A 23,347-nucleotide genomic window follows, 5' to 3' on the forward strand; every position below is an offset into this window, starting at 1 on the left:
CATGGCTCCGCCCGGGCACCCCGGGGTGAGCGCGGAAAGTTACGGAGTGGCAGTGCCGCCGTACACGTCGATCTTGTAGTCGGTCACTGCGAGGGCGAGCTGCAGATCGCGCAGCTGCCGGTGGATCTTCGCGCGGTGCTCCTGCATCAGGGCGAGCCGCTGGGGTGCGGTGTGGTCACCCTCGAGCACCAGCGCCAGGTAGTGGCTGAGCGTGCCGATCGGCATCCCCGAGGCACGCAGCCTGCTGATGAACACGATCCGCGCCATCGCCCGCCGGTCGTAGCTGCGATACCCGGCCGCGTCCCGGCCGACCTCGAGCAGCCCGATCCGCTCGTAGTACCGCAGGGTGTGGGCAGTGAGGCCGGTGAGCTCGGCGGCCTCGGCGATCGACAGCTGCTCGGGCAGATCGTCCGGCAGCTCGAGCAGACAGAGCAGGTCCGGATCGACCGGCTCCAACTCCGGGTGGTGCGCCGCGATAGCGGCACGGCGGTCCGTGAGCAGCTCGGTCGCGTTCATGTCCTCGACCGTACGCCTTGGAGCGCACTCAAAGGCAAAGGTGACTTGGGCGACACCTCAGGCCGGTTGGCAGTCCTGGCAGGTGCCGAAGATCTCCAGGGTGTGGCTGATGTCGGCGTAGCCGTGCTCGGCGGCGACCTTGTCGGCCCAGCGCTCGACGGCCGGGCCCTCGACCTCGACGGTCCGTCCGCAGTTGCGGCAGACCAGGTGGTGGTGATGACCCTTCGAGCAGCGCCGGTAGGCCGTCTCGCCGTCGGCGTTGCGCAGTACGTCGACCTCGCTGGAGTCCGCGAGCGCCTGCAGGGTCCGGTAGACAGTGGTCAGGCCGACGTTCTCACCGGCGGTCCGGAGGTCCTGGTGGATCTCCTGGGCGGTCCGGAATTCGTCGAGCTTGTCGAGCGCTTGCGCGACCGCGGCACGCTGACGCGTCGAGCGTGTTCCGATAGCCACCGTTCCTCCTGTCATCTCATCACCACGCCCAATTCTCTCAGAAGACAGCAAGTCAGTGCTCATCCCAGTGATCTCCGTGTGCCGCGTGCAGGTGCCCGTCGTGCACGTAGTCCACGTGGTCACCGTGCTCGACCTTCTTGTGACCGCAGACCGGATTGTGCGCGTGCGGGTGCCCGGCGCTCACCACATGTGGCTCGGGCGCGGGCACGCCGATCTCTGGCTCTTCGTCCGCGAGCGGACGGGCGCGCCCGGACCGCCGCCGGAGCAGCGTCCCCGCCGCGGCCGCCACCACGAACCCGGCCAGCGCCAGCACGACGATGGTCGCACCGGGAGCCACATTCGCGTTGTACGACGTGATGATGCCGGCCAGACACGCCAGCACCCCGATGATGCATGCAGTGACGAACGTACTGCGGAACGACCGCGTCACCTGCTGCGCTGTCGCCACTGGGACCACCATCAGCGCACTGACCAGCAGCAGACCCACGGTCCGCATAGCCACGGTCACAGTCACCGCAGCCATCACTGCGATCACCAGGTTGAGCAGCTGCACTCGGAGCCCCGTCGTACGGGCGAACTCCTCGTCCTGGCAGACCGCGAACAGCTGCGGACCCAGGCCGATCGCCACGACCAGCACGGCCACGGCCAGGCCGACGACGACGTACAGGTCGCTCTGGGACACCGTGGTGAGTGAACCGAACAGATAGGTGTTCAGCGTGGCTGCGCCCTGACCGGCCAGCCCGATGAGGAGCACACCGCCGGCGATACCGCCGTAGAACAGCAGGGCGAGCGCCACATCACCAGTGGCCTTGCCGCGCGCCCGGACCAGCTCGATAGCGGTCGCACCGGCGATCGACACGAGTACGGCGGTGAGGACCGGGGCACTCCCGGTCAGCAGACCGAGCGCGACCCCGGTGATCGCGATGTGGCCGATGCCGTCACCCATCAGCGACAGCCGCCGCTGCACGAGGTACGTCCCGATGGCCGGTGCGGACAGTCCGGTCAGCAGGCCGGCGATCAGCGCTCGCTGCATGAACTCGAGCTCGAACATGCTCATGACGGTGTCCACCCCGCTCCGTCGTCGATGTCGTCGCTGTGTGAGTGGTGGACGTGGGCGTGGGTCTGCGAGGCGTGCGGTGGGCCGTCGTACACGATGCGGCCGCGGCGCATCACGACCGAGCGGTCGATGAGCGCGTCCATCGGACCGAGATCGTGGCTCACCATGACCACCGTCGTACCGCCGGCGACCCGATCGCGGACCGCGTCGGCGAAGATCTGCTGGCTGGCCAGGTCCACCCCGGCGGTCGGTTCGTCGAGGATCAGCAGCTCCGGGTCGGACACCAGCGCCCGCGCGATCAGGACGCGCTGCTGCTGACCGCCGGACAGCTCGGCGACCGCGTCCTTGCGCCGGTCAGCCATGTCGACGACCTCGAGCGCCTGCTCGATTGCCTGCTTGCCGGCTGCCCCGAGCGGGTTGAACAGTCGCCTCTTCGAGAGCAGACCGGACGACACCACCTCGTACACCGTCGCCGGTACGCCGCCGGCCGCGGTGATGCGCTGCGGGACATACCCGACCCGGCGCCACTCGCGGAAGCGGGGGACCGGCGTGCCGAACAGGCGGACCTCACCGCGGGCCGCCGGCAGCAGGCCGACGATCGTCTTGATCAGCGTGGACTTGCCGGACCCGTTGGTCCCGAGCACGGCGACCACCTCGCCCTGCCGGATCCGCAGGTCGATGCCCCGAAGCACGAGTCGACCGCCCAGGTCCACCGAGAGATCGGAGACCTGGACGGCCTTGGGGGAGTCGTCGGGTGTCATTTGCAGCCGTTCGCGGTCCGCAGTTCCTGCAGGTTCTGCTGCATGAGGGTCAGGTACGTTTCCTTGGAGTTGGCGTCGGACAGGCCCTCGATCGGGCTCAGCACGGCGGTCTTGACGCCGACGTCGTTCGCGATCGTCTCGGCCACCTTCGGACTGACCAGCTCCTCGTAGAAGATCGTCGTCACGTTCTGGGCCTTCACGATGTCCTGGACCTCCTTGATCCGGCTCGGCGTCGGCTCCGCGTCCGGCGTGAACCCGGCGATCCCGACCATCGTCAGACCGTATCGCTTCGCCAGGTACGCGAACGCCTCATGACTCGTCACGAACGTGTCCCGCCGGCAGTCGGCCAGACCGGTCTTGTACTCCGTGTCGAGCTTGCCGATCTGACCAAGTAGAGCCTTGGCGCGCTCGTGGTACCCGGTGGCGTTGGCGCTGTCGACGCTGACCAGCTTCTCCTCGACGGCCTTGACGACCTCGGCATACCGCACCGGGTCCAGCCAGAAGTGCGGGTCGAGGGCGTCCTCCTTGTGGGCGGCCGGGACCGCGCCCTCCCCGTGCTCCTCGAAGTCGGCGCCTGTCGCCTCGAGCTGGGCGGCCGGCGAGACGTCGAAGCCGGCGTCCTGCGCGTTCTGCTCGACGGCCTCGTCGACGGCCGGCTGCAGCTTCTTCTCGTAGATGACGACCTTCGCCTCGACCATCGAGCCGACCTGCTTCGGGGTGAGCTCGAGGTCGTGCGGCTCGACGCCGGGTGCGGTCAGGGTGGTCACGTTGACGGCGTCGCCCCCCACTGTGCGAGCGATGAACTCGAGTGGGTAGAACGAGGTCACGACGTCGAGCTTCCCGTTCTCGGTGCCGGTGGCCGGTGAGCCGCCGCATCCGGCCAGGGCGAGTGTCGCCGTGACGACGGCACCGGCGACAATAGCTCGAAGACCTGATCTCATGACAATCATTTTCATTTTATTGGAACTGGTTGTCAAAACAAGGAGTCACGATGGCCAGCCGCAACGTCGGGCGTCGGCGCGCCGACCACCGGAGCAACCGGCGCCGGAAGCTGGAAATTCCCCAGGGGCACGGACACGGTCATGGACACGGTCACGGTCACGGCGACCATGTGGTCGACACGTCGGTAGTGAACTCCGACGCGATCGTCGCCCGCCGGGTCCGGATCGTCGTCGCCGCGGTGCTGATCCCGCTCCTCATCGCCGCGGTCGTCGGCATGATCGTCATGTGGCCCAACGGTGACGTGAAGGTCGCGTCGTACCAGACCCAGACCGCCCGCGGCGAGGTCACGGCGATCAAGCCGTGTCCGGGCGCGAAACCCCAGTGCGACCAGGCGACGGTCAAGCTCACCAGTGGGCCCGACAAGGGCAAGGTGATCCCGGTCGAGGTCCCGCCGGCCAATCAGACGTCGATCCCGGTCAAGGTCGGACAGACGATCATGCTCGGGGTGCAGGATGCGCCGACCGTCGCCGGCCGGTACACATACGTCGACCACGACCGGACCAACTCGTTGCTGTGGCTGGCCGGGATCTTCGCGGTCGCGGTTGTCGCGCTGTCGCGCTGGCGAGGCTTCGCGGCGCTGATCGCGCTGGCGGTGACGGCGGTCATGCTGACGCAGTTCATCCTCCCGGCGATCCTCCACGGCGAGAACGCACTGCTGGTCGCGGTCGTCGGCGGCACGGTGATCATGGCGATCGCGTTGTTCCTCACCCACGGGATAAATGCCGAGAGTTCGATCGCATTGTCGGGGACGGTGGCTGCCCTCGGGCTGACGGTCGTCCTCGGCTGGTTCTTCACCAAGTTCTGCCAGTTGAGCGGGCTGGCGTCCGAGGGTGCGTCAGGTGCCAAGTCCTTGGTGCCTGACATCGACCTCACCGGCCTGCTGGTCGCGGGCATGGTGATCGGCGCGCTCGGCGTGTTGGACGACGTCACCGTCACGCAGGCGGCCGCTGTCTGGGAGCTGTCCGCGGCGAACCCGACCGCCAACCGCCGCGAGCTCGTCGCCGCCGGCCTGCGCATCGGCCGCACCCACGTCGCGTCGGTGGTCAACACCCTTGTCCTCGCGTACGCCGGTGCAGCGTTGCCGGTGCTGCTCGTCTTCGCCATCCAGGACCTGCCCGGCCGGGCCGTCCTGTCCACCGAGTCGGTCGCGATGGAGGTCGTCCGCGGCCTCGTCGGCAGCCTCGGCATCATCGCCGCCGTACCGCTCACCACCGCCCTTGCCGCAATGGCGGTCGCGGACCGCTCCCGCGAACTGGTTGCGGAACCGGAACACATCACCAACTGAAAATCAGCCCTTCCGCCCACGCCTCCAGGCTCCTAGAGTGCTGGTAGGTCACGGAGAGTCCGCCCGTAATTACCTTCGGTGGCCTAACGGGGTGAGGAGCGCTGATGAGATTCCGTCATCGGGACGGTTCGACCGTCCATCTGGGGTACTGCGCGACCGTGCATCCGGCCGGTGAGCTGGACGAGCTGATCGCCGGCCTCGACGACTGCGCCGGCCCGGTGCGCGCGGCACTCGACGTACCCGTGCTCGGGGTCGGACTGTGGTTCCCGCACGGGCTGGCCGACCGGCTGGCGAACTCGCCGGCCTCACTGAGCAAGCTCCGCCGATCGCTGCAGCGCAACCGGCTCGAGGTCGTCACGCTGAACGGCACCCCGCACTCGCAGTTCACCGACAAGGTCGTCGCCAGCAAGCTGTACTGCCCCGACTGGACCGACCCGGAGCGGCTCCGCTACACCCTCGACCTGGTCGACGTACTGGCCGAGTTGCTTCCCGCGGACGCGTCGTACGGATCGATCTCGACCGTGCCGCTCGCCTGGCGGGTGCCGTGGTCGAAGGCGCGCAATCGTGCCGCGCGCGAGGCGTTCGACCGCGTCGAGCAGCACCTCGCCCGCACCGAGACGAGGACCGGACGGACGATCCGGCTCGCCGTCGAGACCGAGCCGGGCTGCGTCCTCGAAATGGTCGGTCAGGCGGCGGCGTGGCTGGACCGCTACTCCAGTCCGTACGGCGGTACGTCGCGCATCGGACTGGGATTGGATACGGGCCATCTGGCCGTGCAGTTCGAGGAGCCGGCCGATGTGTTCCAGATGCTGTGGCGGACGGGTGTCGATGTGGTCAAAGGACAGCTGTCCGTTGCGCCGACGCTGGTGGACCCGTCCGATGCGGCTGGTCGGTACGTGCTCACTCAGCTCGGCACACCGAAGTACCTGCGGCAGGTGCGTGAGTGGGGCGGGCCCGGAGTGGATGACGTAGCGCAGGCGTACGAGCTGTCCGGGCACGCGGCCTGGCGGATGCATACCCACCTGGCGGCCCACAGTGCGCCACCGGACGGGTTGAGCGTGACCACCGGCGTACTGGACGACTGTTTGACCAGACTGGTCGGCGGTGGGCATCCACTCACGCATCACCTGGAGTCTGAGGTGTACGTGTGGCCGCGTGGTCGACACTCCTTGGTCAAACGGCTCACCAAGGAGCTGGCGTGGCTACGCGACCGACTGACCGACCTGGGGCTGGACGAGGTCCACTGAGCTGAGCGTCTTGCCCACGGCGTTCTGCGACCAGATGAAGCGCTGCGCTGCTGTCGGCAGCTTCGGCAGTGCTGCGGCGGCGAACGGCATCAGCCGCAGTGCCAGCGGACTACCCGGGATGATCGTGCTCATCAACTTCGGACCGATGTGCCGACTCTGGTCGACCAGCGGGCGGATGATCCGCTCGTAGTTCTTCAGCCCGGCCGCCAGGTCGTCGCCTGCCTTGGCCAGCTCGCCAGCCAGGACGTACGCCGTCATGACGGCCAGACTGGTCCCGCCGCCAACGGCTGGGCCGGGACAGTAGCCCGCGTCGCCGACCAGTCCGATGCGTCCACTGCTCCACGTGTCCAGCGTGATCTGCGCGATCGAGTCGAAGTAGAAGTCCTCCGCCGACTCCAGGTGCTCCAGCAGCTGCGGCACCCTCCAGCCGTAGTTGCTGAACTCCCTGACCAGCAAGGCCTTCTGCTCGTCCTTGTCGCGGTAGTCGTAGTGCAGCTCGTGCGGTGTACGGAACAGGAAGCCGCTGCGGGTCTGGCCGGTCTGGTGCACGCCGTAGATACCGATGAGCTTGTCGACCGACAGGTGCGCGAGGGTGTGGTCGCCGATGTTGAAGATGTCCGGCATCGAGAACACGGCGAGGTAGCCGCCGAGCCAACGGCGCAGCGGCTCCTCCGGCCCGAACGCGAGCCGGCGTACGTTCGAGTGCAGGCCGTCGGCCCCGATGACCAGGTCGAACCGGCGTTGCGTGCCGGAGTCGAACGTGACGTCCACGCCGCTGCCGTCGTCATCGAGGCTCGCGATCGAGTCGCCGAAGAGGTACTCCGCCGAGTCGCGCGAGGCGTCGTACAGGATCCTCGTCAGCTCGCCGCGGAGGATCTCCACGTGGCTGCTCGAGATCCCGGCGTACATCCGGCTGAGGTCGACCTCGACCGGGCGCCGGCCGAACCGCTCCATCGTCATCGACTCGATCCGGGTGCGGGCGGCGTCGATCGCGTCCCAGCAGCCCATCCAGCGGGTCACCTCGGCAGCCGAGCTGAACAGGTCGACGGCATGTCCGCCCAGGCCGTGCCGCAGCTCGGGCGTGCGCTCCACGATCGTCGGCTCGAAACCGTAGCGGTGCAACCAGTGCGCGAGCACCGGACCGGCCACGCTGCCACCGGAGATCAGGACCTTCATCGCGAACCCCTTTTGTTTACTTAACGGAAGGTAAGCAAACGCGTCCGGCGATGTCAATGGCTTACTTACCGGAAGGTCAGTTAATCTTCGGGGTATGCCGAGACAACGGACCGGGGACACCCGGGCGCGGATCCAGCAGGCCGCGCTGGAGCTGTTCGCGGAGAAGGGCCTGCAGCAGACCAGCCTGCGCGACATCGCCGACCGGCTCGGGGTGACCAAGCCGGCGCTGTACTACCACTTCGCGTCCCGCGAGGACCTGCTGAACAGCCTGGTCGAGCCGTTGATCGCCGACTTCGAGGCGTACGCCGCCGCGCAGCAGGCCGCCGCGCCGGTCGCGCCGCGCGAGCTCCTCGGCTCGTACTTCGACCTCGCCTACCGGCACCGGGCGCTGATCCAGCTCGCGATCCGCGACCTGTCGGTGCTGCACGAGCTCAAACTCGCCGAACGCTTCATTGAGTGGCGGGGCGCGCTGGCGGAACTCCTGATCGGCACAAGCCCGTCGTTGGCAGACGTAGTGCGCTGCATGGTCGCACTCGGCGGCCTGTCGGACTGCGCGGTCATGCTCGACCACGATCCGGTCTCGGAACTGCGTGAGGCCGCGGTCGAAGCGGCGTACGACAGCCTCGGCCGGCCCTGATCAGCCGTTGGCGATCCGCGACACCGCGAACAACAGAATCACGAGAATCGAGAACAATCGCAGGAACTTCGGCCCGCCCGTCACCGCCGGCCACGACAGGAACGCGAGCCAACCCAGCAACAGCGCGAGCAGCACCAGCGCCGGCACGCCGACCACCACCGGAGCGAACACTCCGGCCAGTGCGAGCACCAGGGTGATCCCCGGCAACGTCAACTTCGGCGCGGCGTGCAGCTTGGCGACGTACGGATAACTGACCTTCGTGATCCGCTGCCGCAACGGACTGCTGGGGGTGCTCATACCTCCATTGTTCCAGGTCTTATGGTGGGGCCCGTGTTCGTGGTGATCAGGTTCCGGGTGCCGGAGGCCTCGCAGGGCGAGTTCGCGGAGCGGGTGAAGGTCGCCGTCGACGTGCTCTCGCAGCAGAAGGGGTTCGTCTCGGCCCGGGTCGGGCGCAACGTCGACGACCCGGAGTTGCTGGCGCTCGACCTGGAGTTCGTGAACGTCGGGAGTTACCGGCGGGCGTTGTCGCCGTACGACGTGAAAGTGGCCGCGGTGCCGCTGTTGTCGGAGGCGATCGACGAGCCGACCGCGTACGAGGACTGGCCTGGGGATTTGCTGACCTAGCACGGATTCGATGGCGGCCACCCCGGACCGATAGCCTGGACCTTTCCGTAGCTTCATCTGTGCCTGTTCTGGAGTCGAAAAGTGCCCGTGGAAACCGTCGATGCCGTCGTCAGCCTCAGCAAGCGGAGAGGCTTCGTCTATCCCTGCGGCGAGATCTACGGCGGTACCAAGTCGGCCTGGGACTACGGACCGCTCGGGGTCGAGCTGAAGAACAACGTCCGGACCCAGTGGTGGCGGACGATGGTGACCGGCCGGGACGACATCGTCGGGCTGGACTCCTCGGTGATCCTGCCGACCCAGGTCTGGGAGGCCTCCGGCCACCTGGCCGAGTTCGTCGACCCGCTGACCGAGTGCCAGTCCTGCCACAAGCGCTTCCGCGACGACCACCTCCGCGAGGACTTCGCCCGCCGGAAGAACAAGGACGTCGACGAGGTCAAGCTGGCCGAGATCGCCTGCCCGAACTGCGGTAACAAGGGCACGTTCACCGAGCCGCGGATGTTCAACGGCCTGCTGAAGACCTACCTCGGCCCGGTCGAGTCCGAGGAGGGCCTGCACTACCTCCGCCCGGAGACCGCGCAGGGCATCTTCATCAACTTCGCGAACGTGATGGGCACCGCCCGGAAGAAGCCGCCGTTCGGCATCGCCCAGGTCGGCAAGAGCTTCCGCAACGAGATCACGCCGGGCAACTTCATCTTCCGGACCCGCGAGTTCGAGCAGATGGAGATGGAGTTCTTCGTCGAGCCGGGCACCGACGAGGACTGGCACGAGTACTGGCTGAAGGCGCGCTGGGACTGGTACACCGGCCTCGGGCTGAACCCGGACAACATGCGGTTCTACGAGCACCCGAAGGAGAAGCTGAGCCACTACTCGAAGCGCACCGTCGACATCGAGTACCGGTTCAACTTCGGCGGCAAGGAGTTCGACGAGCTCGAGGGCATCGCGAACCGCACCGACTTCGACCTGACCACGCACTCCAAGCACTCCGGCGCCGACCTGTCGTACTTCGACCAGGAGAAGGGCGAGCGCTGGACGCCGTACGTGATCGAGCCCGCGGCCGGCCTGACCCGCAACGTGCTGGCCTTCCTGCTCGACGCGTACACCGAGGACGAGGCGCCGAACGCGAAGGGCGGTGTGGACAAGCGCACGGTACTGCGGTTCGACCCGCGGCTCGCGCCGGTCAAGGCCGCTGTACTCCCGCTGTCGCGCAACGCAGACCTGTCGCCGAAGGCCCGCGACCTGGCCGCCGAGCTTCGCAAGAGCTGGAACGTCGACTTCGACGATGCCGGCGCGATCGGACGGCGGTACCGGCGGCAGGACGAGATCGGTACGCCGTACTGCATCACCGTCGACTTCGACACCCTCGAGGACCAGGCCGTGACGATCCGGGAGCGCGACTCGATGAAGCAGGAGCGGGTAGCGTTGACCGAGGTCACCGGGTACCTCGCGCAGCATCTGGTGGGTTGCTGAGGATGAAGCTGTCGCGGGATCGGGTCCGCTTCGGGCTGGCCGTCTTCGGGTTGTCCGCTCTGGCCGTGTTCTTGTTGTCCGCTTGCTCGGACAGCAAGCCTTCGGCCGGCAGTTCGCCGTCGGCGTCTGCTTCGTCGAGCGCGCCGTCGTCCAGTGCTCCGATCCCGACTGCTTCTACGCCTTCGCTGACTCCGCTGCCGACGCCGTCCCAACCGTGGCCGACGCCGAAGGTCACCGGCGCGCCGGCCGACGACGCTCCGCTGGCTTCGCGGATCACCTTCGCGATCTCCAAGCAGGCGCAGATCGCAGCCGGCAAGGCAGCCACCACCACGGTGAAGTGCCCCGGCATCGACAAGGTCGAGACCGCCGGCCAGCATGAGCTCACCTGCACGGTGACGTACGCCGGGAAGTCGTACAGCGGCACCCTGACGGTCGACGCGAAGCAGTACTCGGCGTCGTACAAGTTCACGTCGGACTCGGTCGCGATCGTTCGCGCGAAGGTGGTCGACGCGGTCCTGCGCACGGTGACCGATGCCGCGAAGGTCACGTGCACGATGGACGATGTTGCCGTGGTCAAGCATTCCGACGCGGGGATCGCGTGTGACGTGACGACGACCGCGAACGCCGTACAGCCTTATAAAGCACAGGTTTCCGGCAACGGCCAGGTGTTGGTGGCGAAGGCCTGATGTTGCAGCTGGGCGGGCTCACGATCGACACGCCGGTGGTGCTGGCGCCGATGGCCGGCATCACCAACGCGGCGTACCGGCAGCTGTGCGCGGAGCAAGGTGCGGGGCTCTACGTCTGCGAGATGATCACGTCCCGCGGGATCGTCGAGGGTGACCAGAAGTCGTTGGACATGCTGACGTTCGCCGACTCCGAGACGGTGCGGTCGGTGCAGCTGTACGGCGTCGACCCGGTCTACATCGGGCGTGCCGTGCAGATCCTTTGTGATACCTACGGGGTCGCGCACATCGATCTGAACTTCGGCTGCCCGGTGCCGAAGGTGACGCGCAAGGGTGGCGGCGCCGCGCTGCCGTGGAAGCGGAACCTGCTCGGCGCGATCCTGCGGTCCGCGGTGCACGCGGCGACGCCGTACGGCATCCCTGTCACGATGAAGACGCGGATCGGGATCGATGCCGACCACCAGACGTATCTCGACGCCGGTCGGATCGCTGAGGAGTCGGGCGCGGCGGCGATCGGGTTGCACGGGCGTACGGCGGCGCAGGCGTACTCCGGTCAGGCGGACTGGTCGGCGATCGCCGAACTGGTCGAGCACGTGTCGATTCCCGTGCTGGGCAACGGCGACATCTGGGAAGCCGGCGACGCCCTCAGGATGGTCGCCGAGACCGGCTGCGCCGGCGTGATCGTCGGGCGAGGCTGCCTCGGCCGCCCGTGGCTCTTCCGCGACCTGGCCGTCGCCTTCGCCGGCGGCGAGGCGTTGAATCTGCCGACTCTGGGCGAGGTCGCCGTCGTCATGCGCCGCCACGCTGAGCTGCTGGCCGAGCTCATGGGTGAGCAGCGCGGTCTACGCGACTTCCGCAAGCACGTCCCCTGGTACCTGAAGGGCTTCCCAGCCGGCGGCGAACTCCGCGCTGCTCTCGGCATGGTCGACACCCTCGCCCACCTGGACGAACTCCTGGCCCAGCTGGACCCGACCGTCCCCTTCCCAGTCGCCGAACTAGGCGCCCCCCGCGGCCGCCAGGGCAGCCCCCGCGACCACGTCGTCCTCCCACAGGGTTGGCTGGACGACACCGACGGCCTGACCACCGACCTGGCCGAAGCCGAAATAGGCGTCTCCGGCGGCTAACCAACCGTCAGACACCAGCAAAAGGACACCGCTCCGCGGCGGCAGTTCCTCAGGCCGCCTTTCGCGGCGTGCGGACCGTGCCTCCGTCCGACCCATCTGGTGGAGATGATCGTCGGTTCGTTCTGGACCGCGGTCGCCCTATGAGTGCGATGCCCAGCAGTCTTCGAGGATGCGTTTGACTGTGGCGTCCAAGGTGTCGTCCGCGGTGATGATGCTTTCGTGGAGGTCGGCGATCGGTTGGAGGCCGCGGTACCACTGGCGCATCTCGGCTTCACCGAAGGCTGTTGCGACTGGCTTTGTCGAGTGCCTGCGGAGGGTCTCCTCGAAGGACAGGTCGTAGATGTAGGTGCGAGAGACGCCGCGGTGATCTGCGACCAGGCGGGGCAGGGCCTGCGAGTACCACCTCGCGTTCAGGATTCCTTCGATGATCACGTCGAAGCCTCGCTCCAGCAGGTACCTCGCGGCGAGGTCGATGAGCCCGATCGGGTGGCCTCCGGCATCCTCGCCGATTCCAAGGATGTCGCGTCGGATGACGTCCTGTCCGAGGATGGCGACCGTGCCGACGGGGCGTGCGGCACGGACGGCGGCGGCCACCGCCGACTTCCCTGACCCACTGTTGCCCCGCAACGTGATCAGCCGTGTCGAGCTTGAGCCAACGGCCTCGTTCCCCACCCCAGCACTCCTCTCCTGCCAGATGATGCGTGGCACAACGCCGCCGGCCCAACGCAATCAGCAGGTAGTCGCATGACGATTCCGACGACATATCCGTCGTCATCATGACGCATAGCTGGCATGCGCTCAGCGCGGCCGAACCGGCCTGCGTCGCGCATCACCTCGCGGACATGGGGCAGAGTGTGGCGGGTGAGTATTTTCAAGCGGCGGCGTACGCCGCCTGACGGGCTGGTGGCTGAGGCGGCTCGGAATCCGGGTGGGTGGGTTTACGAGATCGATGGGGAGTGGGTTGACGATCCGAACGGCTACGTGCCGCCGGAGGCGATTCGTGGGGGTTGGCGGGTTGACGAGGCGGGGCGGCTGACGGATGAGTTTGTGGCCAACAAGCGGCATGGGCGGCCGCGGGACGACTTGGAGTTGCTCACCAAGGCTGACCATTGGCTTGGGTGGCTGGGAGAGCAGCCGGGGCGAGCGGTGCGCGACCGGATCGAGGAGTTGCTGGGGGAGCAGGTCGAAGGGGCCAAGGTCGAGTGGCTGAAGATCATCGCCGAGCCGAAGTTCCTCACGGGTGGGAAGCCGCTGGCGGATGATCCGGGGAAGGCTCAGGTGGTGCGGACCGCGCTTGCCGCGGAGTTCGGGCTGTCGGTGGTTCAGCCGGATGGGCGGCGGGACGTGCTGACGGGCGTGTTCAGTCTGGCCGTGGCGGGGATGGACGAGCCCACGGCGCGTGAGCAGTCCTGGCTCGACCTGGGCGAATCCATCGACGAGGTCCGCCCACTCCTGGAGGAGAGGTTGCTCTCCCTCGGCTGAAGGAGCTCGGCAAGCTAGATGCCTAGAGCAACCAATTGGCGATCGGTCAGCTCATGCCGACCTTCTGGTGGTCTGGCTCGACGGCGAGGACTACGCGTTCGTGGTCTCGTGGGTACTTGATGTCTATGTACTTGGCGACCAGCTGGTCGATGATGTCCCAGGCCTCGTCGCCTTCGATCCAGTCGATGACTCGGCCGCGGATGGTGGAGGATTGTTGCCAGGTGGGCGAAGGTGGCGCCGGTCAGGACTTGGCGGATGGTGGGGTCGAGCATGGGCGGGGCCTTTCAGCGGGGGTTGGTGGTGCGCCAGGTGATGTAGTGGGCGACGGCTTCGGGGAAGGTGAAGGTGGGGGTGAAGCCGGTTTCGGTGGTCAGGCGGGTGACGTCCAGATGCGGACTGGTCTCGCCGCCGGGCTCGACGGTCAGTTGGCCGGCTGCTTCGGCGTAGATAAACGGCTTGCCGCTCGAGACGTTGTAGGTGGTGTGGTTGAGGGTGTCGGCGTTGACGAGGGAGGCGATCGCGCGGCCCATGTCGGGGGCGTAGCACCAGTCGCCGCCGGCGTCGGCCGGGAGGGGAGTGGGGGTTTCGCCGCGGAGTACGGCGCTGACGTGCGGCGGGATCGGGCTGAAGATCGACTCGGGGTCCATCAGCGGGCCCCAGGTCGAGCCGATTCGGAGGACGATCGGGTGGATGCCGGTTCCGGCGAGGCTGTGTGTTGTCACGGGCTCGACGGCTTTCTTGAAGGCGACGATCAGGTGCGGGAGATCGGCGGTCGGTAGCGGAAGGCCCTCATGCCAAGGGTTTTCGTCCTGCCCGATGTACACCCCGATGCTGCTGGCGACCGCGAACCGCCGCACGCCCCACGCCCGTGCCGCATCCAGCGCATTGAGCAGCCCGGTGAGGTCGTGGCGGAAGTACGCGACCGGATCCTCGGCCGGGATCGAGCCGGCCAGGTGCACGATGTCGCTGAACTCGTACTGCGAGCCGAGCGCGAGGAACGCGTCCCGGTCGGTGACGTCGAGCTGCTCCACGATGACTTTGCCGTCGAGGAACGACGGCGGGTCGGTACGCCGGTGGGACGTGACGACGACCTCCTGTCCGAGGTCGACGAGGGTGCGGGCGGTGTGGGCGCCGATCATGCCGAGCCCACCGGTGACGAGAATCATGGCCGCGACGCTAAGACCGCGAAGACGTCCACGGCTTGAACGAATCCCGCACATCCCTTGACCTGACCCGCGAAACCAGGGGACGTTGGACCGCATTGGATTTATGAATCACTTCCGAACCTGGTTCGTTGAAGGAGTGCCGTGGACATCGTGATCGGGGTCGTCACGCACGCGACCCACCACGAGCTGTTCCACGACGCGGCGCGCACGCTCGGCGGTGTGGGGCTCGAGTGGGTCACGTACGACCACGAGGACGAGATCCGCGACAAGGTCGCCGAGTTCCTCCGTACGACGCGACTCGACGGCTTCCTGGCCGGACCGGTGCCGTACGCCGCGAGCCGTGAACTGTTGCCGCCCGGCCTCTCGGTCGGCGTGATCCGGTCGTCGGCGCTCGATCTGACGCTCGCGTTGTACCGCGCTCGGGAACGCGGCTGGGGTCCGACGCCGGTCAGTATCGACACGTTTCCGGCCGAGGCGGTCGAAGCGGTGGCGACCGCACTCGACCTCGACCGGGACCAGATCGATTGCTTGCCCTACGCACCTACTCAGAGCGTGGCCGAGATCGTCGGCTTCCACCGTTCGGTATACCAAAAGTTCGGCGACCGGGGCTACGTGATCAGCGGCCGTGCCGCGGTCCGCGAGCGGCTCGACGGACAGATCCCGATCATGAGCGGTATGCCGGTGCCGGCCACGATTCGCACCGAGTTGCACGAACTTGCGCTGCGGATCGAGTCCGAGCGCGCCAGCGCCCAGCGGTTCGCCGCCGGCGTGTTCCTCATCGACCGGTCGGCGGACGTCGAACGCGCCCGGATCGGGCTGATGAACCACCTGCTCAACACCCCGGAGTTCGCGGGCGCGTGGATCGAGAACCGCGGGCGCCGCGGGGTCGTCGTGTTCGCCCACAAGGCGTTGTTCGAGCGCATCACCCGCAACTGGGTCGCCGTACCCGCGCTCGCCGAGGCCGCCGCGGCGCTCGGGACGCAGATCTCGGCCGGCTTCGGTGTGGGAGTGTCCGCGCGCAACTGCGTCCTGCTCGCCGAGCAGGCGGCCGCGCGTGCCGAGCTCTCCGACGAACCCTGCGCGTACCTGTTCGAGGACAGCGGCGTCGTCATCGGCCCGATGGGCCCGGCCGGCGAGGCGCTGCGGTTCTCGTACCGCGAGCACGGCGAAGAGATCGAGCAGCTGGCGAAGTACGTCGGCCTGAGCGCCGCCACTGTGTCCCGGCTCGCCGCGCTGGACCACGAACTGCAGGGCCGCACGCTCTCGCCCGGAGAGCTCGCCGGTCATCTGGGCATCACGGATCAGAGTGGGCGCCGGCTGGTCCGCACCCTGGACGCAGGCGGCTTGGTGAGCGTCGAAGGCACCGCCCAGCACCACCCCAAAGGACGCCCGACGCGCCTGTACCGACTACGCATCGCCCAAGCGTTGGAGAACCGAGAGGAACGCTCTTGAGAGACCCCGAGAATGCGACCGTCGAGGTCGAGTTTCCCGACGATTTCGACGAGTTCTGGGCAGCCGGGATGGCGGACTGTGCGTCGTACCCGCTGGACCCCGTCTTCATCGAGATGCCGACGCTCTCCACGGACAAGGTGGTTGTCCACGACCTGCGCTACACGAGCTACGGCGGTCTGCGGATCGCCGGCTGGTATACCATTCCGCGCGATCATCCGAAGCCGTTGCCTGCTCTCGTCACGATCCCCGGCTACATCTCGGAGCCGACGATTCCGAAGGAGTGGTCCGAGCTCGGGTACGCCGCGCTCGCGGTGGCGCCACGCGGCAAGTTGAGGTCGAACGAGACGTTCAACCCGGGCTACCCGGGGCTGCTGACGCACAACATCGTCGACCCCAACACGTACGGGTACCGCGGGTTCTACCTCGATGTCGTGCGTGCGGTCGAAGTGCTACTGGATCGTCCCGATGTCGACAGTCACCGGATCGGACTACAAGGGTCGAGCCAGGGCGGCGGTCTCGGGATCTCCACGGCCGCTCTGCTCCCGGACGTGATCCGATGCGTGGCGGCCGGTGCGCCGTACCTCTGCGGGATCATGACCGCGCCGACGCTGACCCGCTCGTACCCGTACGAGGAGATCAACGAGTACCTGCGGATCCACCCGAAGGACGTCGACCGCGTGCGGGAGACCGTCGCGTACTACGACGGGCTGAACTTCGCGCCGAAGGTCCAGGCCCCGACCCTCCTGTACGTCGGGCTCGAGGACGACGTCTGCCCGCCGGAGACCGGGTTCGCACTGCACCGCGCGCTGACCTGTGAAACCACGCTGCGTACCTATCCGCACTGCGCGCACCACGCCGGCCTGCCGGACGTGATGCGGGTCGTCGAGGACTTCCTCGCCGAGCACCTCACCCCGGGACGGTGAACGAATGACCTTCGACAGCTACTGGGCCGCCGTCGACGACGAACTGGCGGCGATCCCGGGCCGGCCCGTGCTCGATCTCGTGCCGGCCCGGACGACCGACGAAGCCAGGTTCTACACGCTGCGCATCACCAGCACCGGCCCGTACCGCGTGTACGGCAACCTCAGCATCCCGGCCGGCGACGGGCGATTCCCCGCCCTGCTCATCACCCCGCGCTACGGCAGCGTCAACAACATCCCGCATCCGAACGACCGCAGCCGGTACGTCGTACTCAGCCTCATGCACCGCGGTCAACGCCTCGCCGACGAGGGGTTCACGGCGGCGTACCCGGGACTGTTGACGATGGGCATCGACGATCCCGCGACATACATCTACCGAGGCATCGCGGCCGACTGTCTCCGCGCAGCGGAGTTCCTCCAAGGACTGGCCGAGGTGGATCCGGACAAGCTCGCCGTGACCGGCGACGACCTGGCGGTGCTGACGGCCGCGCGGCGTCCTGGGTTCAGCACGGTGCGCGTGACGGATCTCCTGTTCTACAGGGCGATGGAGGCACGACTCCGCTCATCGATGTATCCGCTCGAAGAGCTGAACGATCACCTGCGGGCAGGCTCCTCAGCCGCGGCCCTCACAACCACACTGTCGTACTTCGATCCGGTCCGGCACGCTCCCGCGATCACGGCCCGCACTTTGTTTGCCATCGACAACGAAGACTGGTGCGCGTCGCTGATCTCGGCCACCCAGGACGCCGAGGTCTACAACCTGACTCACCGAGACGGCACCGACAACGACTTCCTCGATGCCTGGCTCGCGGACCGATCCGGAGTACCCGCCATGTCGAAGTTCATCGCATGACCGCCCCTTTCGGCGTCCGCCCGGTCATCAACGCCAACGCCACGGTCACGGTCCTCGGCGGCTCGCTGATGCCGCCGCCCGTCATCCAGGCGATGGCCGACGCCGCGACCCGCTTCGTCGATCTGCCGGAGTTGCAGCTCCGTGTCGGTGAGCGTCTCGCCGAGCTGACCCACAACGAGTCCGCGTACGTCACCTCAGGCGCGGCGGCCGCCATCACCCTCGCGATCGCCTCGTGCATCACCACCGAGTCGCAGGCATTCCCGACCGACGCCGAGGTCGTGATGTTCGCGAGCCAGCGCAACGGGTACGACTACTCGGCTCGCTTCCTCGGCGTCCAGATCGTCGAGGTCGGTCCGTCTCTGGAGGAACTGCGAGCAGCACTCGTACGACGGCCCGCCTGCGTGCTCTGGATGGCCGGCGCGCACTACGCGGCCGGCGCGCTTCCGATCGAGGAGGTGGTCCGGATCGCGCGGGAAGTGGACGGCCCTGCCACCCCGGTGATCGTGGATGCTGCCGCGCAGATCCCGCCGGTGTCGTCGCTGTGGCGGTTCACCCGGGATGTCGGCGCGGACGCGGTCATCGTCAGCGGCGGGAAGGGTCTGCGCGGCCCGCAGGCGAGCGGCCTCGTACTGGGGAAGGCCTGGCTGGTCGACCGGATCCGCGCGCACTCGTCGCCCAATCACGAGATCGGTCGAGGGATGAAGGTGGGCAAGGAGGAGTTGCTCGGACTGCTCGCCGCGGTCGAGTGGACGCTCGAGCAGGACGAGGCCGCGATGCTGGCGTCGTACGAGCGGATGGTCGACGACTGGATCGCCGGACTGCAGGGGATCCCCGGGGTGGTCGTCGAACGCGGTTATCCGAGCGAGGCAGGCCAGCCGCACAGCCGGGCGGTGCTCAGACTCCCCGGGAACCGCGACGACGTGATCAAGAAGCTGTGGGACGGCGACCCTCGAATCGCGGTCGGAACCTTCGGCCTGCCGGACGACGCGATCGCGCTCAACCCGCAGACGCTCCAGTCCGGTGAGGACAAAGTGGTTCTCGAAGCACTACAGAAGCTCCTAAGCTCTGGGAATGGTTAGTGCCCGGCACGGTCCCTCCCTCGGCGCTTGCGGCGCCCAGGCACCCCGATGCACGCACCTGGACACCGCAATCACTCGAGGGAGGAACCGTGCCGGGCACAAGCAAGCCGGATGAGACGCGGGACGGCGTAGACCTGACCAACTTGGATCAGCCGTTGTTCGACGGGGCGGAGGCAACCAAGCGGGACCTGGTCGACTACCTGGACGCGGTGCACGAGCGGATCCTCCCGGAGTTGCGGGAGCGGCCGCTGTCGGTGATCCGGATCCGTCCGGGGCAGCCGAAGTTCATGCAGAAGAACGTCCCCAAGTACACGCCGGACTGGGTGAAGACCGTGCCGGTCTGGGCCGAGGCGTCGAAGCGCGAGGTGTCCTATGCCCTGTGCGACGACCGGCGGACGTTGCTGTGGTTCGCCAACCAGCGTGCGGTCGAGTACCACCCGACGCTGATGCGCGCCGACCGCTGGGATCGCGTCACGCATCTCGTCCTCGATCTCGACCCGCCGGAGGGCGAGACGTTCGAGATGGCGGTGCAGGCCGCGCTCCTCGTACGCCAGGCGCTGACGGACTCCGGCCTCTCCGGTGCGGTCAAGACCAGCGGAGCGAAGGGCGTGCACGTGATCGTGCCGATCGTCGACACGATCTCGATCGAGGATGCCGCGGCTGCGACAAGGGCGATCGCGGCGCGGGCCGAGAAGATCGATCCGGCGGTCGCGACCACGGCGTACATCAAGGAGGATCGGCACGGGAAGGTGTTCGTCGACTCCACCCGTTCCGGCGGAGCGACGATCGTCGCGGCGTACAGCCCGCGGGTCCGGCCCGGTACGACGGTCTCGTACCCGGTGGGCTGGGACGACCTGGAGAGCGTCACCCCACGCGACTTCACCGTACGGAACGCGATCGAACTGCTGGGCGACCGCGACCCGTGGGCCGACGAACTCCCGGCGCCGCAGGATCTCCCCGAGGACCTGCTGGAGGAAGGCCGCGCGATCCCGGTCGCCCGAGTTGTCGCGATGCACGAAGGCAAACGCCGCAAACGCGCCCGCGAGGCCGCCGAGAAGGAGTCCTAGACCTCGGTAGCGGTCTTCACGTTCAGCGCTTCCTGCCGTACGTCGGGATGGGGGTGCCTGCGCAGCTCGGTCAGCAACTCCCGCCACGCCGGTGCCCAGCCGGTGCGACGACCCGCCTCGGCGATCAGCGAACCGGCGAGCAGGCCCGCCATCAGCGTCTCGCCGCGGAGCATGAGGCGCACCGGCTCCTCGAGCAGCTCGGGCCTCCAGCGCGACGTGAGGATTCCCAGCCGCGCACCGAGGCGGGACGACGCGGAGTGCGCCGCCAATGGACGTCCCTCGACTGCCTCGACGATGGCGTGGAGATCGGTCTCGGGGTTGTGCCAGTCGACCGAGTCGACGAGTAGGTCCAACCGCATCTGCAGCAGATCCGGGCTGTCGAGTTCTGCGGCGACCGTCCTGAGGATCTCCCGGTCCGGCTTCGCGTAGAAGGCCTCGGTCAGGCGCTGGACCAGCACTTCGAGCCGTTGCCTGGCCGGGTGGTCGCGGTCGGCCAGCGCATCAGCCAGGCGCGGGTCGGCTTCGAGCCGGACCAGTAGACGGGCCGCCCTGACGACCTCGTCCCCGGCCAGCTCGGGGTCGATGGCGACCAGCGCGGTGATCGCGTCGTTCCAGACGGTGCTGGCGGTGAGATCGGCGACAAAGTCCACGCAGATCGGCGCGACCGCCGGATTCCAGCGCGCCCACCGCGGCAGCGACCGTATCGCGCTCCGCACCACCTCCGGCTCGGGCCGGTTCGTCACCGCCACCAGCAGGTCGGCGTACCGAGCACGGTACTTCGCCGCCATCCCGTACGCCGGTCGCTGCGTCAGAACTGTCGCCGTAGCCGCGCTGTCGTGAACCGCCTGCTGCAGCAACGCCCAACTCGCCGGCTCATGCAGCAGGTACTGCGATGCCGCGCTGGCGATCGCCGCCTTCACATCACGATGCGCCGAGGCCCACGCATCCGCGAGCACAGCACTCGCACCAGGAGCCCGCAGCTTGCCCAGCAAACGTGCGGCCTCCTTACGGGAGGTGATCTTCACGCCCTCGCCAATCAGCAGCGGATGCAACAGCCCCGGCAACCGGCTCGGCCGCACGAACATCGCCGCCCGCGTCACCGCATACATCGCGACCCGAGCACGGTCGTCACCGGCGTGCGCAAGCAGAACCGGCAACGCCTCCTGCGGCGCATCCGTCCACGCCAACGCACCGAGCGCAGCCTCCTGCAGCAGCACGGATTCATGCGTGAGGAACCGCTCGAGCGCAGCCCGCCCGGCGCCTGGCACACGGCCCAGCGTCGAGACCGCGTTCGCCCGAGCCCAGTCCGGCATTCTCTCGTCAGAGGCAGCGCCGGCGACGAGTTCGGCGTACCGCGACTGCTGCCGCGGGAGCCAGCGGCGGATCGCGCGGTCCGACACGTTCCAGGCCGGATGGTCGCGCTCGAACCGGCGGATCCGGTCGGGATGCGCGAGGACGACGTCCAGCAGATCGGTCCGTACTTCGGTCACCGCCTGCCAGACCGGATCCCAGCGCGCCATCCCGACATCTCGTCTGATGATCTGCTCGACCCGCTCGCCACGCGTCGACGACGGCCACAACCACAACTCGGTCGCCTCGCCGACGGTGTACTCCTGGTTCGACCAGACCGCCTGTTCGAGCGCGGCCTGCAGGTGCTCGTTCGACCAGCCGCGCTCGTCGAACGCTCGCGAGATCGCGAACGGCAGCCGGAACTCTTTCCGCGCCACCCCGTCGTCGACGTACTTGCGCAGTACGTCGTACACCGCCCTCTCCTGACCGCGCGGCAGCCCTTCGATCAGCCCGTACAGCGGTAGCGAGCCCTGGTTCTCCGTCAGCCGCCCATGTGCTTGCAGACCCCACTCCAGCAGCGCCGGATCGTTGCGACGGGCACCTTCCTGGACGGCGGTGGTGGCGAGCGTGCTCAGCGCTCGTTGCGTGCCCCAACTGGTGTCGCGCGCCTCCAAGGCACTCGTCAGCAAGCTCTCGAGCGAGCCCGTCAGCGAGCCGCTCACCATCGACGGCGGAAGGTTGCTGACGGCTCGCAAGACGGTCTGGCGAACCGTGTCGCGATCGTTCCGGGCTCGGGTCGCCCAGGCGACCGCGGCCTGGACGGAAGCTGGTTGCCGCGAGTGTCCGGCCGAGGCGACGACCGCCTGGTACACCAAAGCCCGATCATCGGCGTCCGGCTGTGTGATCTCCGGCTCGAGCAGCGCGAACGCCTCGTCGTACGGCAGGAACGCGGTGATGTACCAGCGCGAGTGGTTGCCCTCAGCAATCGTCGGCAGGGTGAGCATCCGCCGGGCCTGGGCGAACCGGACCGAGCGGGGGAGTACGGCGAGCAGATCCTCGGCGAACACGTGCCGACTGAGGTCGACCGTCCTCGTGATGCCGTCGAACACCGTCGCGCGACGGGACGGCGGCAGGTCGCCGAGCAGCTCGGTCAGATTCGGCCACAGCAACCGGCCGAGCGCGATCAGGTCGTCGTCGGAGTAGCGGTAGAGCCGCCGGCGTACCGCGGGAGTCAGCGCAGCCCACCTCGGCCGCTCGGGCGTCAGCAGGATCCGCAGCACCGCTTCGGGATCCAACCGGCCGAGAATCGAGATGATTGCTAGCGGCAACTGATCCGGCAGGAGTGCCGAGGTCAGCAACTCGGTCACCTGGGCGCGGTCGTGCTCGAGCGCCCCGACCACGCCGTACGCCGTGCCCTGCCACCACTCGTCGCGGTCCGGGCCGGACGGCAGTGTGCCGTGCGCGTAGGCGAGGACGACCTTCGGGTGTCGCGATCCGAGCCGCTCCCATTCGCCCGGACCGAGGATGTAAGCGAGCTCGGGCAACAACCGCTCGACGGTCTCACCGTCGGTGGTGGGAAGCAGACTCGCGGCGGCGCGGTCGCCCCAGCGTTCGCGGTGGTCGTCGATCAGCCGGGCGGCGAGCGCGGATCGGCCGGTCTTCCGGATGACGTGCAGGAGCTTGGTGCGCAGTACGGCCGGCGCGTCGTCGTACAGGATCCGCAAGTCGTCGTCCGAGACCGCGACACCTCTGCCGACCGCCGCGAGTGCGCGATGCTGCACCGCGGGAGTCGGATCGTTGAGCAGCCGCGTCACGTAGTCGGCAGCACCCGTGACCTGCGCGATCGTGACGCCGAGGGTCCGCTCGTACGGCGTACCGCGCCCGAGCTCACCTAGTAGCTCGCCGAGCTCGGGGGTGCCGCGCAATCGGCGGCCTTCGAGCGCCACGTGCCGCAGCCGGTCGCCGTACGACAGCTGATCGATCGCCTGCAGCAGGTCCGTCGCTCGCAT

Annotated in this window: 23 protein-coding genes; 13 read left to right on the forward strand and 10 right to left on the reverse strand. The window is 68.0% G+C overall.

What is annotated here, in order from left to right:
* Positions 1-39 precede the first annotated feature (39 nt).
* Genes OHA10_RS24010 through OHA10_RS24030 form a run of 5 tightly spaced genes read right to left on the reverse strand, consistent with a single transcriptional unit; the run spans position 40 to position 3,725 of the window.
* Positions 40-516 (reverse strand): MerR family transcriptional regulator, encoded by a 477-nt coding sequence (locus tag OHA10_RS24010; RefSeq protein WP_371401013.1) that lies wholly within the window; start codon positions 514-516, stop codon positions 40-42.
* A gap of 57 nt (positions 517-573) precedes the next feature.
* On the reverse strand, positions 574-966 hold the full coding sequence (locus OHA10_RS24015) for a Fur family transcriptional regulator (RefSeq protein WP_371401014.1): 393 nt from the start codon (positions 964-966) through the stop codon (positions 574-576).
* A 52-nt stretch (positions 967-1,018) separates the two neighbouring features.
* A complete protein-coding gene (locus tag OHA10_RS24020; protein WP_371401015.1) occupies positions 1,019-2,023 on the reverse strand; it encodes a metal ABC transporter permease in 1,005 nt (334 codons plus the stop codon).
* Positions 2,020-2,784, reverse strand: coding sequence for a metal ABC transporter ATP-binding protein (locus OHA10_RS24025; RefSeq protein ID WP_371401016.1), 765 nt, complete (start codon positions 2,782-2,784; stop codon positions 2,020-2,022). The genes OHA10_RS24020 and OHA10_RS24025 overlap by 4 nt, the downstream gene beginning before the upstream one ends.
* Positions 2,781-3,725 (reverse strand): metal ABC transporter substrate-binding protein, encoded by a 945-nt coding sequence (locus OHA10_RS24030; RefSeq protein WP_371401017.1) that lies wholly within the window; start codon positions 3,723-3,725, stop codon positions 2,781-2,783. The genes OHA10_RS24025 and OHA10_RS24030 overlap by 4 nt, the downstream gene beginning before the upstream one ends.
* A 50-nt stretch (positions 3,726-3,775) precedes the next feature.
* On the opposite strand from OHA10_RS24030, the gene OHA10_RS24035 reads away from it, so the two are divergent.
* Together OHA10_RS24035 and eboE are read left to right on the forward strand one after the other, a co-directional pair.
* Positions 3,776-5,071, forward strand: coding sequence for a YibE/F family protein (locus tag OHA10_RS24035; RefSeq protein WP_371401018.1), 1,296 nt, complete (start codon positions 3,776-3,778; stop codon positions 5,069-5,071).
* A 104-nt stretch (positions 5,072-5,175) separates the two neighbouring features.
* The gene (gene eboE, locus OHA10_RS24040) at positions 5,176-6,318 is read left to right on the forward strand and encodes a metabolite traffic protein EboE (protein ID WP_371401019.1); all 1,143 of its coding nucleotides are present in this window, start codon (positions 5,176-5,178) and stop codon (positions 6,316-6,318) included.
* On the opposite strand, the gene OHA10_RS24045 is transcribed toward eboE, so the two are convergent.
* On the reverse strand, positions 6,274-7,494 hold the full coding sequence (locus OHA10_RS24045; RefSeq protein ID WP_371401020.1) for an FAD-dependent monooxygenase: 1,221 nt from the start codon (positions 7,492-7,494) through the stop codon (positions 6,274-6,276). The genes eboE and OHA10_RS24045 overlap by 45 nt on opposite strands.
* 94 nt (positions 7,495-7,588) lie before the next feature.
* On the opposite strand from OHA10_RS24045, the gene OHA10_RS24050 reads away from it, so the two are divergent.
* Complete coding sequence (locus OHA10_RS24050) at positions 7,589-8,131, forward strand: TetR/AcrR family transcriptional regulator (RefSeq protein ID WP_371401021.1); 543 nt, start codon at positions 7,589-7,591, stop codon at positions 8,129-8,131.
* Here the strand turns inward: OHA10_RS24050 and OHA10_RS24055 are convergent, their stop codons facing one another.
* The gene (locus OHA10_RS24055) at positions 8,132-8,428 is read right to left on the reverse strand and encodes a DUF6703 family protein (RefSeq protein ID WP_371401022.1); all 297 of its coding nucleotides are present in this window, start codon (positions 8,426-8,428) and stop codon (positions 8,132-8,134) included. It abuts the gene before it with no gap.
* Positions 8,429-8,461: 33 nt separating this feature from the next.
* On the opposite strand from OHA10_RS24055, the gene OHA10_RS24060 reads away from it, so the two are divergent.
* The 4 genes from OHA10_RS24060 to dusB all read left to right on the forward strand — a co-directional run bounded on the left by OHA10_RS24060 (position 8,462) and on the right by dusB (position 12,029).
* Positions 8,462-8,755: an antibiotic biosynthesis monooxygenase gene (locus OHA10_RS24060; protein WP_371401023.1), complete on the forward strand. Its 294-nt coding sequence runs from the start codon at positions 8,462-8,464 to the stop codon at positions 8,753-8,755.
* An 81-nt stretch (positions 8,756-8,836) separates the two neighbouring features.
* Complete coding sequence (locus tag OHA10_RS24065; RefSeq protein ID WP_371401024.1) at positions 8,837-10,222, forward strand: glycine--tRNA ligase; 1,386 nt, start codon at positions 8,837-8,839, stop codon at positions 10,220-10,222.
* A 2-nt stretch (positions 10,223-10,224) separates the two neighbouring features.
* Positions 10,225-10,908, forward strand: a complete 684-nt coding sequence (locus OHA10_RS24070; RefSeq protein WP_371401025.1) for a hypothetical protein — start codon at positions 10,225-10,227, stop codon at positions 10,906-10,908.
* Positions 10,908-12,029 (forward strand): tRNA dihydrouridine synthase DusB, encoded by a 1,122-nt coding sequence (gene dusB, locus OHA10_RS24075; protein WP_371401026.1) that lies wholly within the window; start codon positions 10,908-10,910, stop codon positions 12,027-12,029. The genes OHA10_RS24070 and dusB overlap by 1 nt, the downstream gene beginning before the upstream one ends.
* A 138-nt stretch (positions 12,030-12,167) precedes the next feature.
* Here dusB and OHA10_RS24080 read toward each other — a convergent pair whose 3' ends face one another.
* Positions 12,168-12,701, reverse strand: a complete 534-nt coding sequence (locus OHA10_RS24080; protein ID WP_371401027.1) for a kinase — start codon at positions 12,699-12,701, stop codon at positions 12,168-12,170.
* Positions 12,702-12,890: 189 nt separating this feature from the next.
* Here OHA10_RS24080 and OHA10_RS24085 point away from each other — a divergent pair, with 189 nt between their 5' ends.
* The gene (locus OHA10_RS24085) at positions 12,891-13,511 is read left to right on the forward strand and encodes a hypothetical protein (RefSeq protein WP_371401028.1); all 621 of its coding nucleotides are present in this window, start codon (positions 12,891-12,893) and stop codon (positions 13,509-13,511) included.
* Between the two features lie 284 nt (positions 13,512-13,795).
* On the opposite strand, the gene OHA10_RS24090 is transcribed toward OHA10_RS24085, so the two are convergent.
* Positions 13,796-14,677 carry an NAD-dependent epimerase/dehydratase family protein gene (locus OHA10_RS24090; protein WP_371401029.1) on the reverse strand — a complete coding sequence of 294 codons (882 nt, stop codon included), beginning with the start codon at positions 14,675-14,677 and terminating at the stop codon, positions 13,796-13,798.
* A gap of 141 nt (positions 14,678-14,818) precedes the next feature.
* On the opposite strand from OHA10_RS24090, the gene OHA10_RS24095 reads away from it, so the two are divergent.
* From OHA10_RS24095 to ligD, 5 genes are all read left to right on the forward strand, one after another.
* Complete coding sequence (locus tag OHA10_RS24095) at positions 14,819-16,129, forward strand: hypothetical protein (RefSeq protein WP_371401030.1); 1,311 nt, start codon at positions 14,819-14,821, stop codon at positions 16,127-16,129.
* Positions 16,126-17,052, forward strand: a complete 927-nt coding sequence (locus tag OHA10_RS24100; RefSeq protein ID WP_371401031.1) for an acetylxylan esterase — start codon at positions 16,126-16,128, stop codon at positions 17,050-17,052. Before OHA10_RS24095 ends, OHA10_RS24100 begins: the two co-directional genes overlap by 4 nt.
* A gap of 4 nt (positions 17,053-17,056) precedes the next feature.
* The gene (locus OHA10_RS24105) at positions 17,057-17,902 is read left to right on the forward strand and encodes an acetylxylan esterase (protein WP_371401032.1); all 846 of its coding nucleotides are present in this window, start codon (positions 17,057-17,059) and stop codon (positions 17,900-17,902) included.
* Positions 17,899-18,981: a hypothetical protein gene (locus tag OHA10_RS24110; RefSeq protein ID WP_371401033.1), complete on the forward strand. Its 1,083-nt coding sequence runs from the start codon at positions 17,899-17,901 to the stop codon at positions 18,979-18,981. Before OHA10_RS24105 ends, OHA10_RS24110 begins: the two co-directional genes overlap by 4 nt.
* An 89-nt stretch (positions 18,982-19,070) precedes the next feature.
* Positions 19,071-20,048 (forward strand): non-homologous end-joining DNA ligase, encoded by a 978-nt coding sequence (ligD, locus tag OHA10_RS24115; RefSeq protein WP_371401034.1) that lies wholly within the window; start codon positions 19,071-19,073, stop codon positions 20,046-20,048.
* Here ligD and OHA10_RS24120 read toward each other — a convergent pair.
* Positions 20,045-23,347, reverse strand: a complete 3,303-nt coding sequence (locus OHA10_RS24120) for a hypothetical protein (protein ID WP_371401035.1) — start codon at positions 23,345-23,347, stop codon at positions 20,045-20,047. The two genes, ligD and OHA10_RS24120, sit on opposite strands and share 4 nt — an antisense overlap.

This window comes from Kribbella sp. NBC_00662 (assembly GCF_041430295.1).
Taxonomy (GTDB): Bacteria; Actinomycetota; Actinomycetes; order Propionibacteriales; family Kribbellaceae; genus Kribbella.

Excerpts from the sequence above, each read along its gene's own strand:
- OHA10_RS24010 (WP_371401013.1), bottom strand. The coding sequence starts at position 516 with ATGAACGCGACCGAGCTGCTCACGGACCGCCGTGCCGCTATCGCGGCG.
- OHA10_RS24020 (WP_371401015.1), bottom strand. The coding sequence starts at position 2,023 with ATGAGCATGTTCGAGCTCGAGTTCATGCAGCGAGCGCTGATCGCCGGC.
- OHA10_RS24025 (WP_371401016.1), bottom strand. The coding sequence starts at position 2,784 with ATGACACCCGACGACTCCCCCAAGGCCGTCCAGGTCTCCGATCTCTCG.
- OHA10_RS24030 (WP_371401017.1), bottom strand. The coding sequence starts at position 3,725 with ATGAGATCAGGTCTTCGAGCTATTGTCGCCGGTGCCGTCGTCACGGCG.
- OHA10_RS24035 (WP_371401018.1), top strand. The coding sequence starts at position 3,776 with ATGGCCAGCCGCAACGTCGGGCGTCGGCGCGCCGACCACCGGAGCAAC.
- eboE (WP_371401019.1), top strand. The coding sequence starts at position 5,176 with ATGAGATTCCGTCATCGGGACGGTTCGACCGTCCATCTGGGGTACTGC.
- OHA10_RS24045 (WP_371401020.1), bottom strand. The coding sequence starts at position 7,494 with ATGAAGGTCCTGATCTCCGGTGGCAGCGTGGCCGGTCCGGTGCTCGCG.
- OHA10_RS24050 (WP_371401021.1), top strand. The coding sequence starts at position 7,589 with ATGCCGAGACAACGGACCGGGGACACCCGGGCGCGGATCCAGCAGGCC.
- OHA10_RS24055 (WP_371401022.1), bottom strand. The coding sequence starts at position 8,428 with ATGAGCACCCCCAGCAGTCCGTTGCGGCAGCGGATCACGAAGGTCAGT.
- OHA10_RS24070 (WP_371401025.1), top strand. The coding sequence starts at position 10,225 with ATGAAGCTGTCGCGGGATCGGGTCCGCTTCGGGCTGGCCGTCTTCGGG.
- dusB (WP_371401026.1), top strand. The coding sequence starts at position 10,908 with ATGTTGCAGCTGGGCGGGCTCACGATCGACACGCCGGTGGTGCTGGCG.
- OHA10_RS24090 (WP_371401029.1), bottom strand. The coding sequence starts at position 14,677 with ATGATTCTCGTCACCGGTGGGCTCGGCATGATCGGCGCCCACACCGCC.
- OHA10_RS24105 (WP_371401032.1), top strand. The coding sequence starts at position 17,057 with ATGACCTTCGACAGCTACTGGGCCGCCGTCGACGACGAACTGGCGGCG.
- OHA10_RS24110 (WP_371401033.1), top strand. The coding sequence starts at position 17,899 with ATGACCGCCCCTTTCGGCGTCCGCCCGGTCATCAACGCCAACGCCACG.
- OHA10_RS24120 (WP_371401035.1), bottom strand. The coding sequence starts at position 23,347 with ATGCGAGCGACGGACCTGCTGCAGGCGATCGATCAGCTGTCGTACGGC.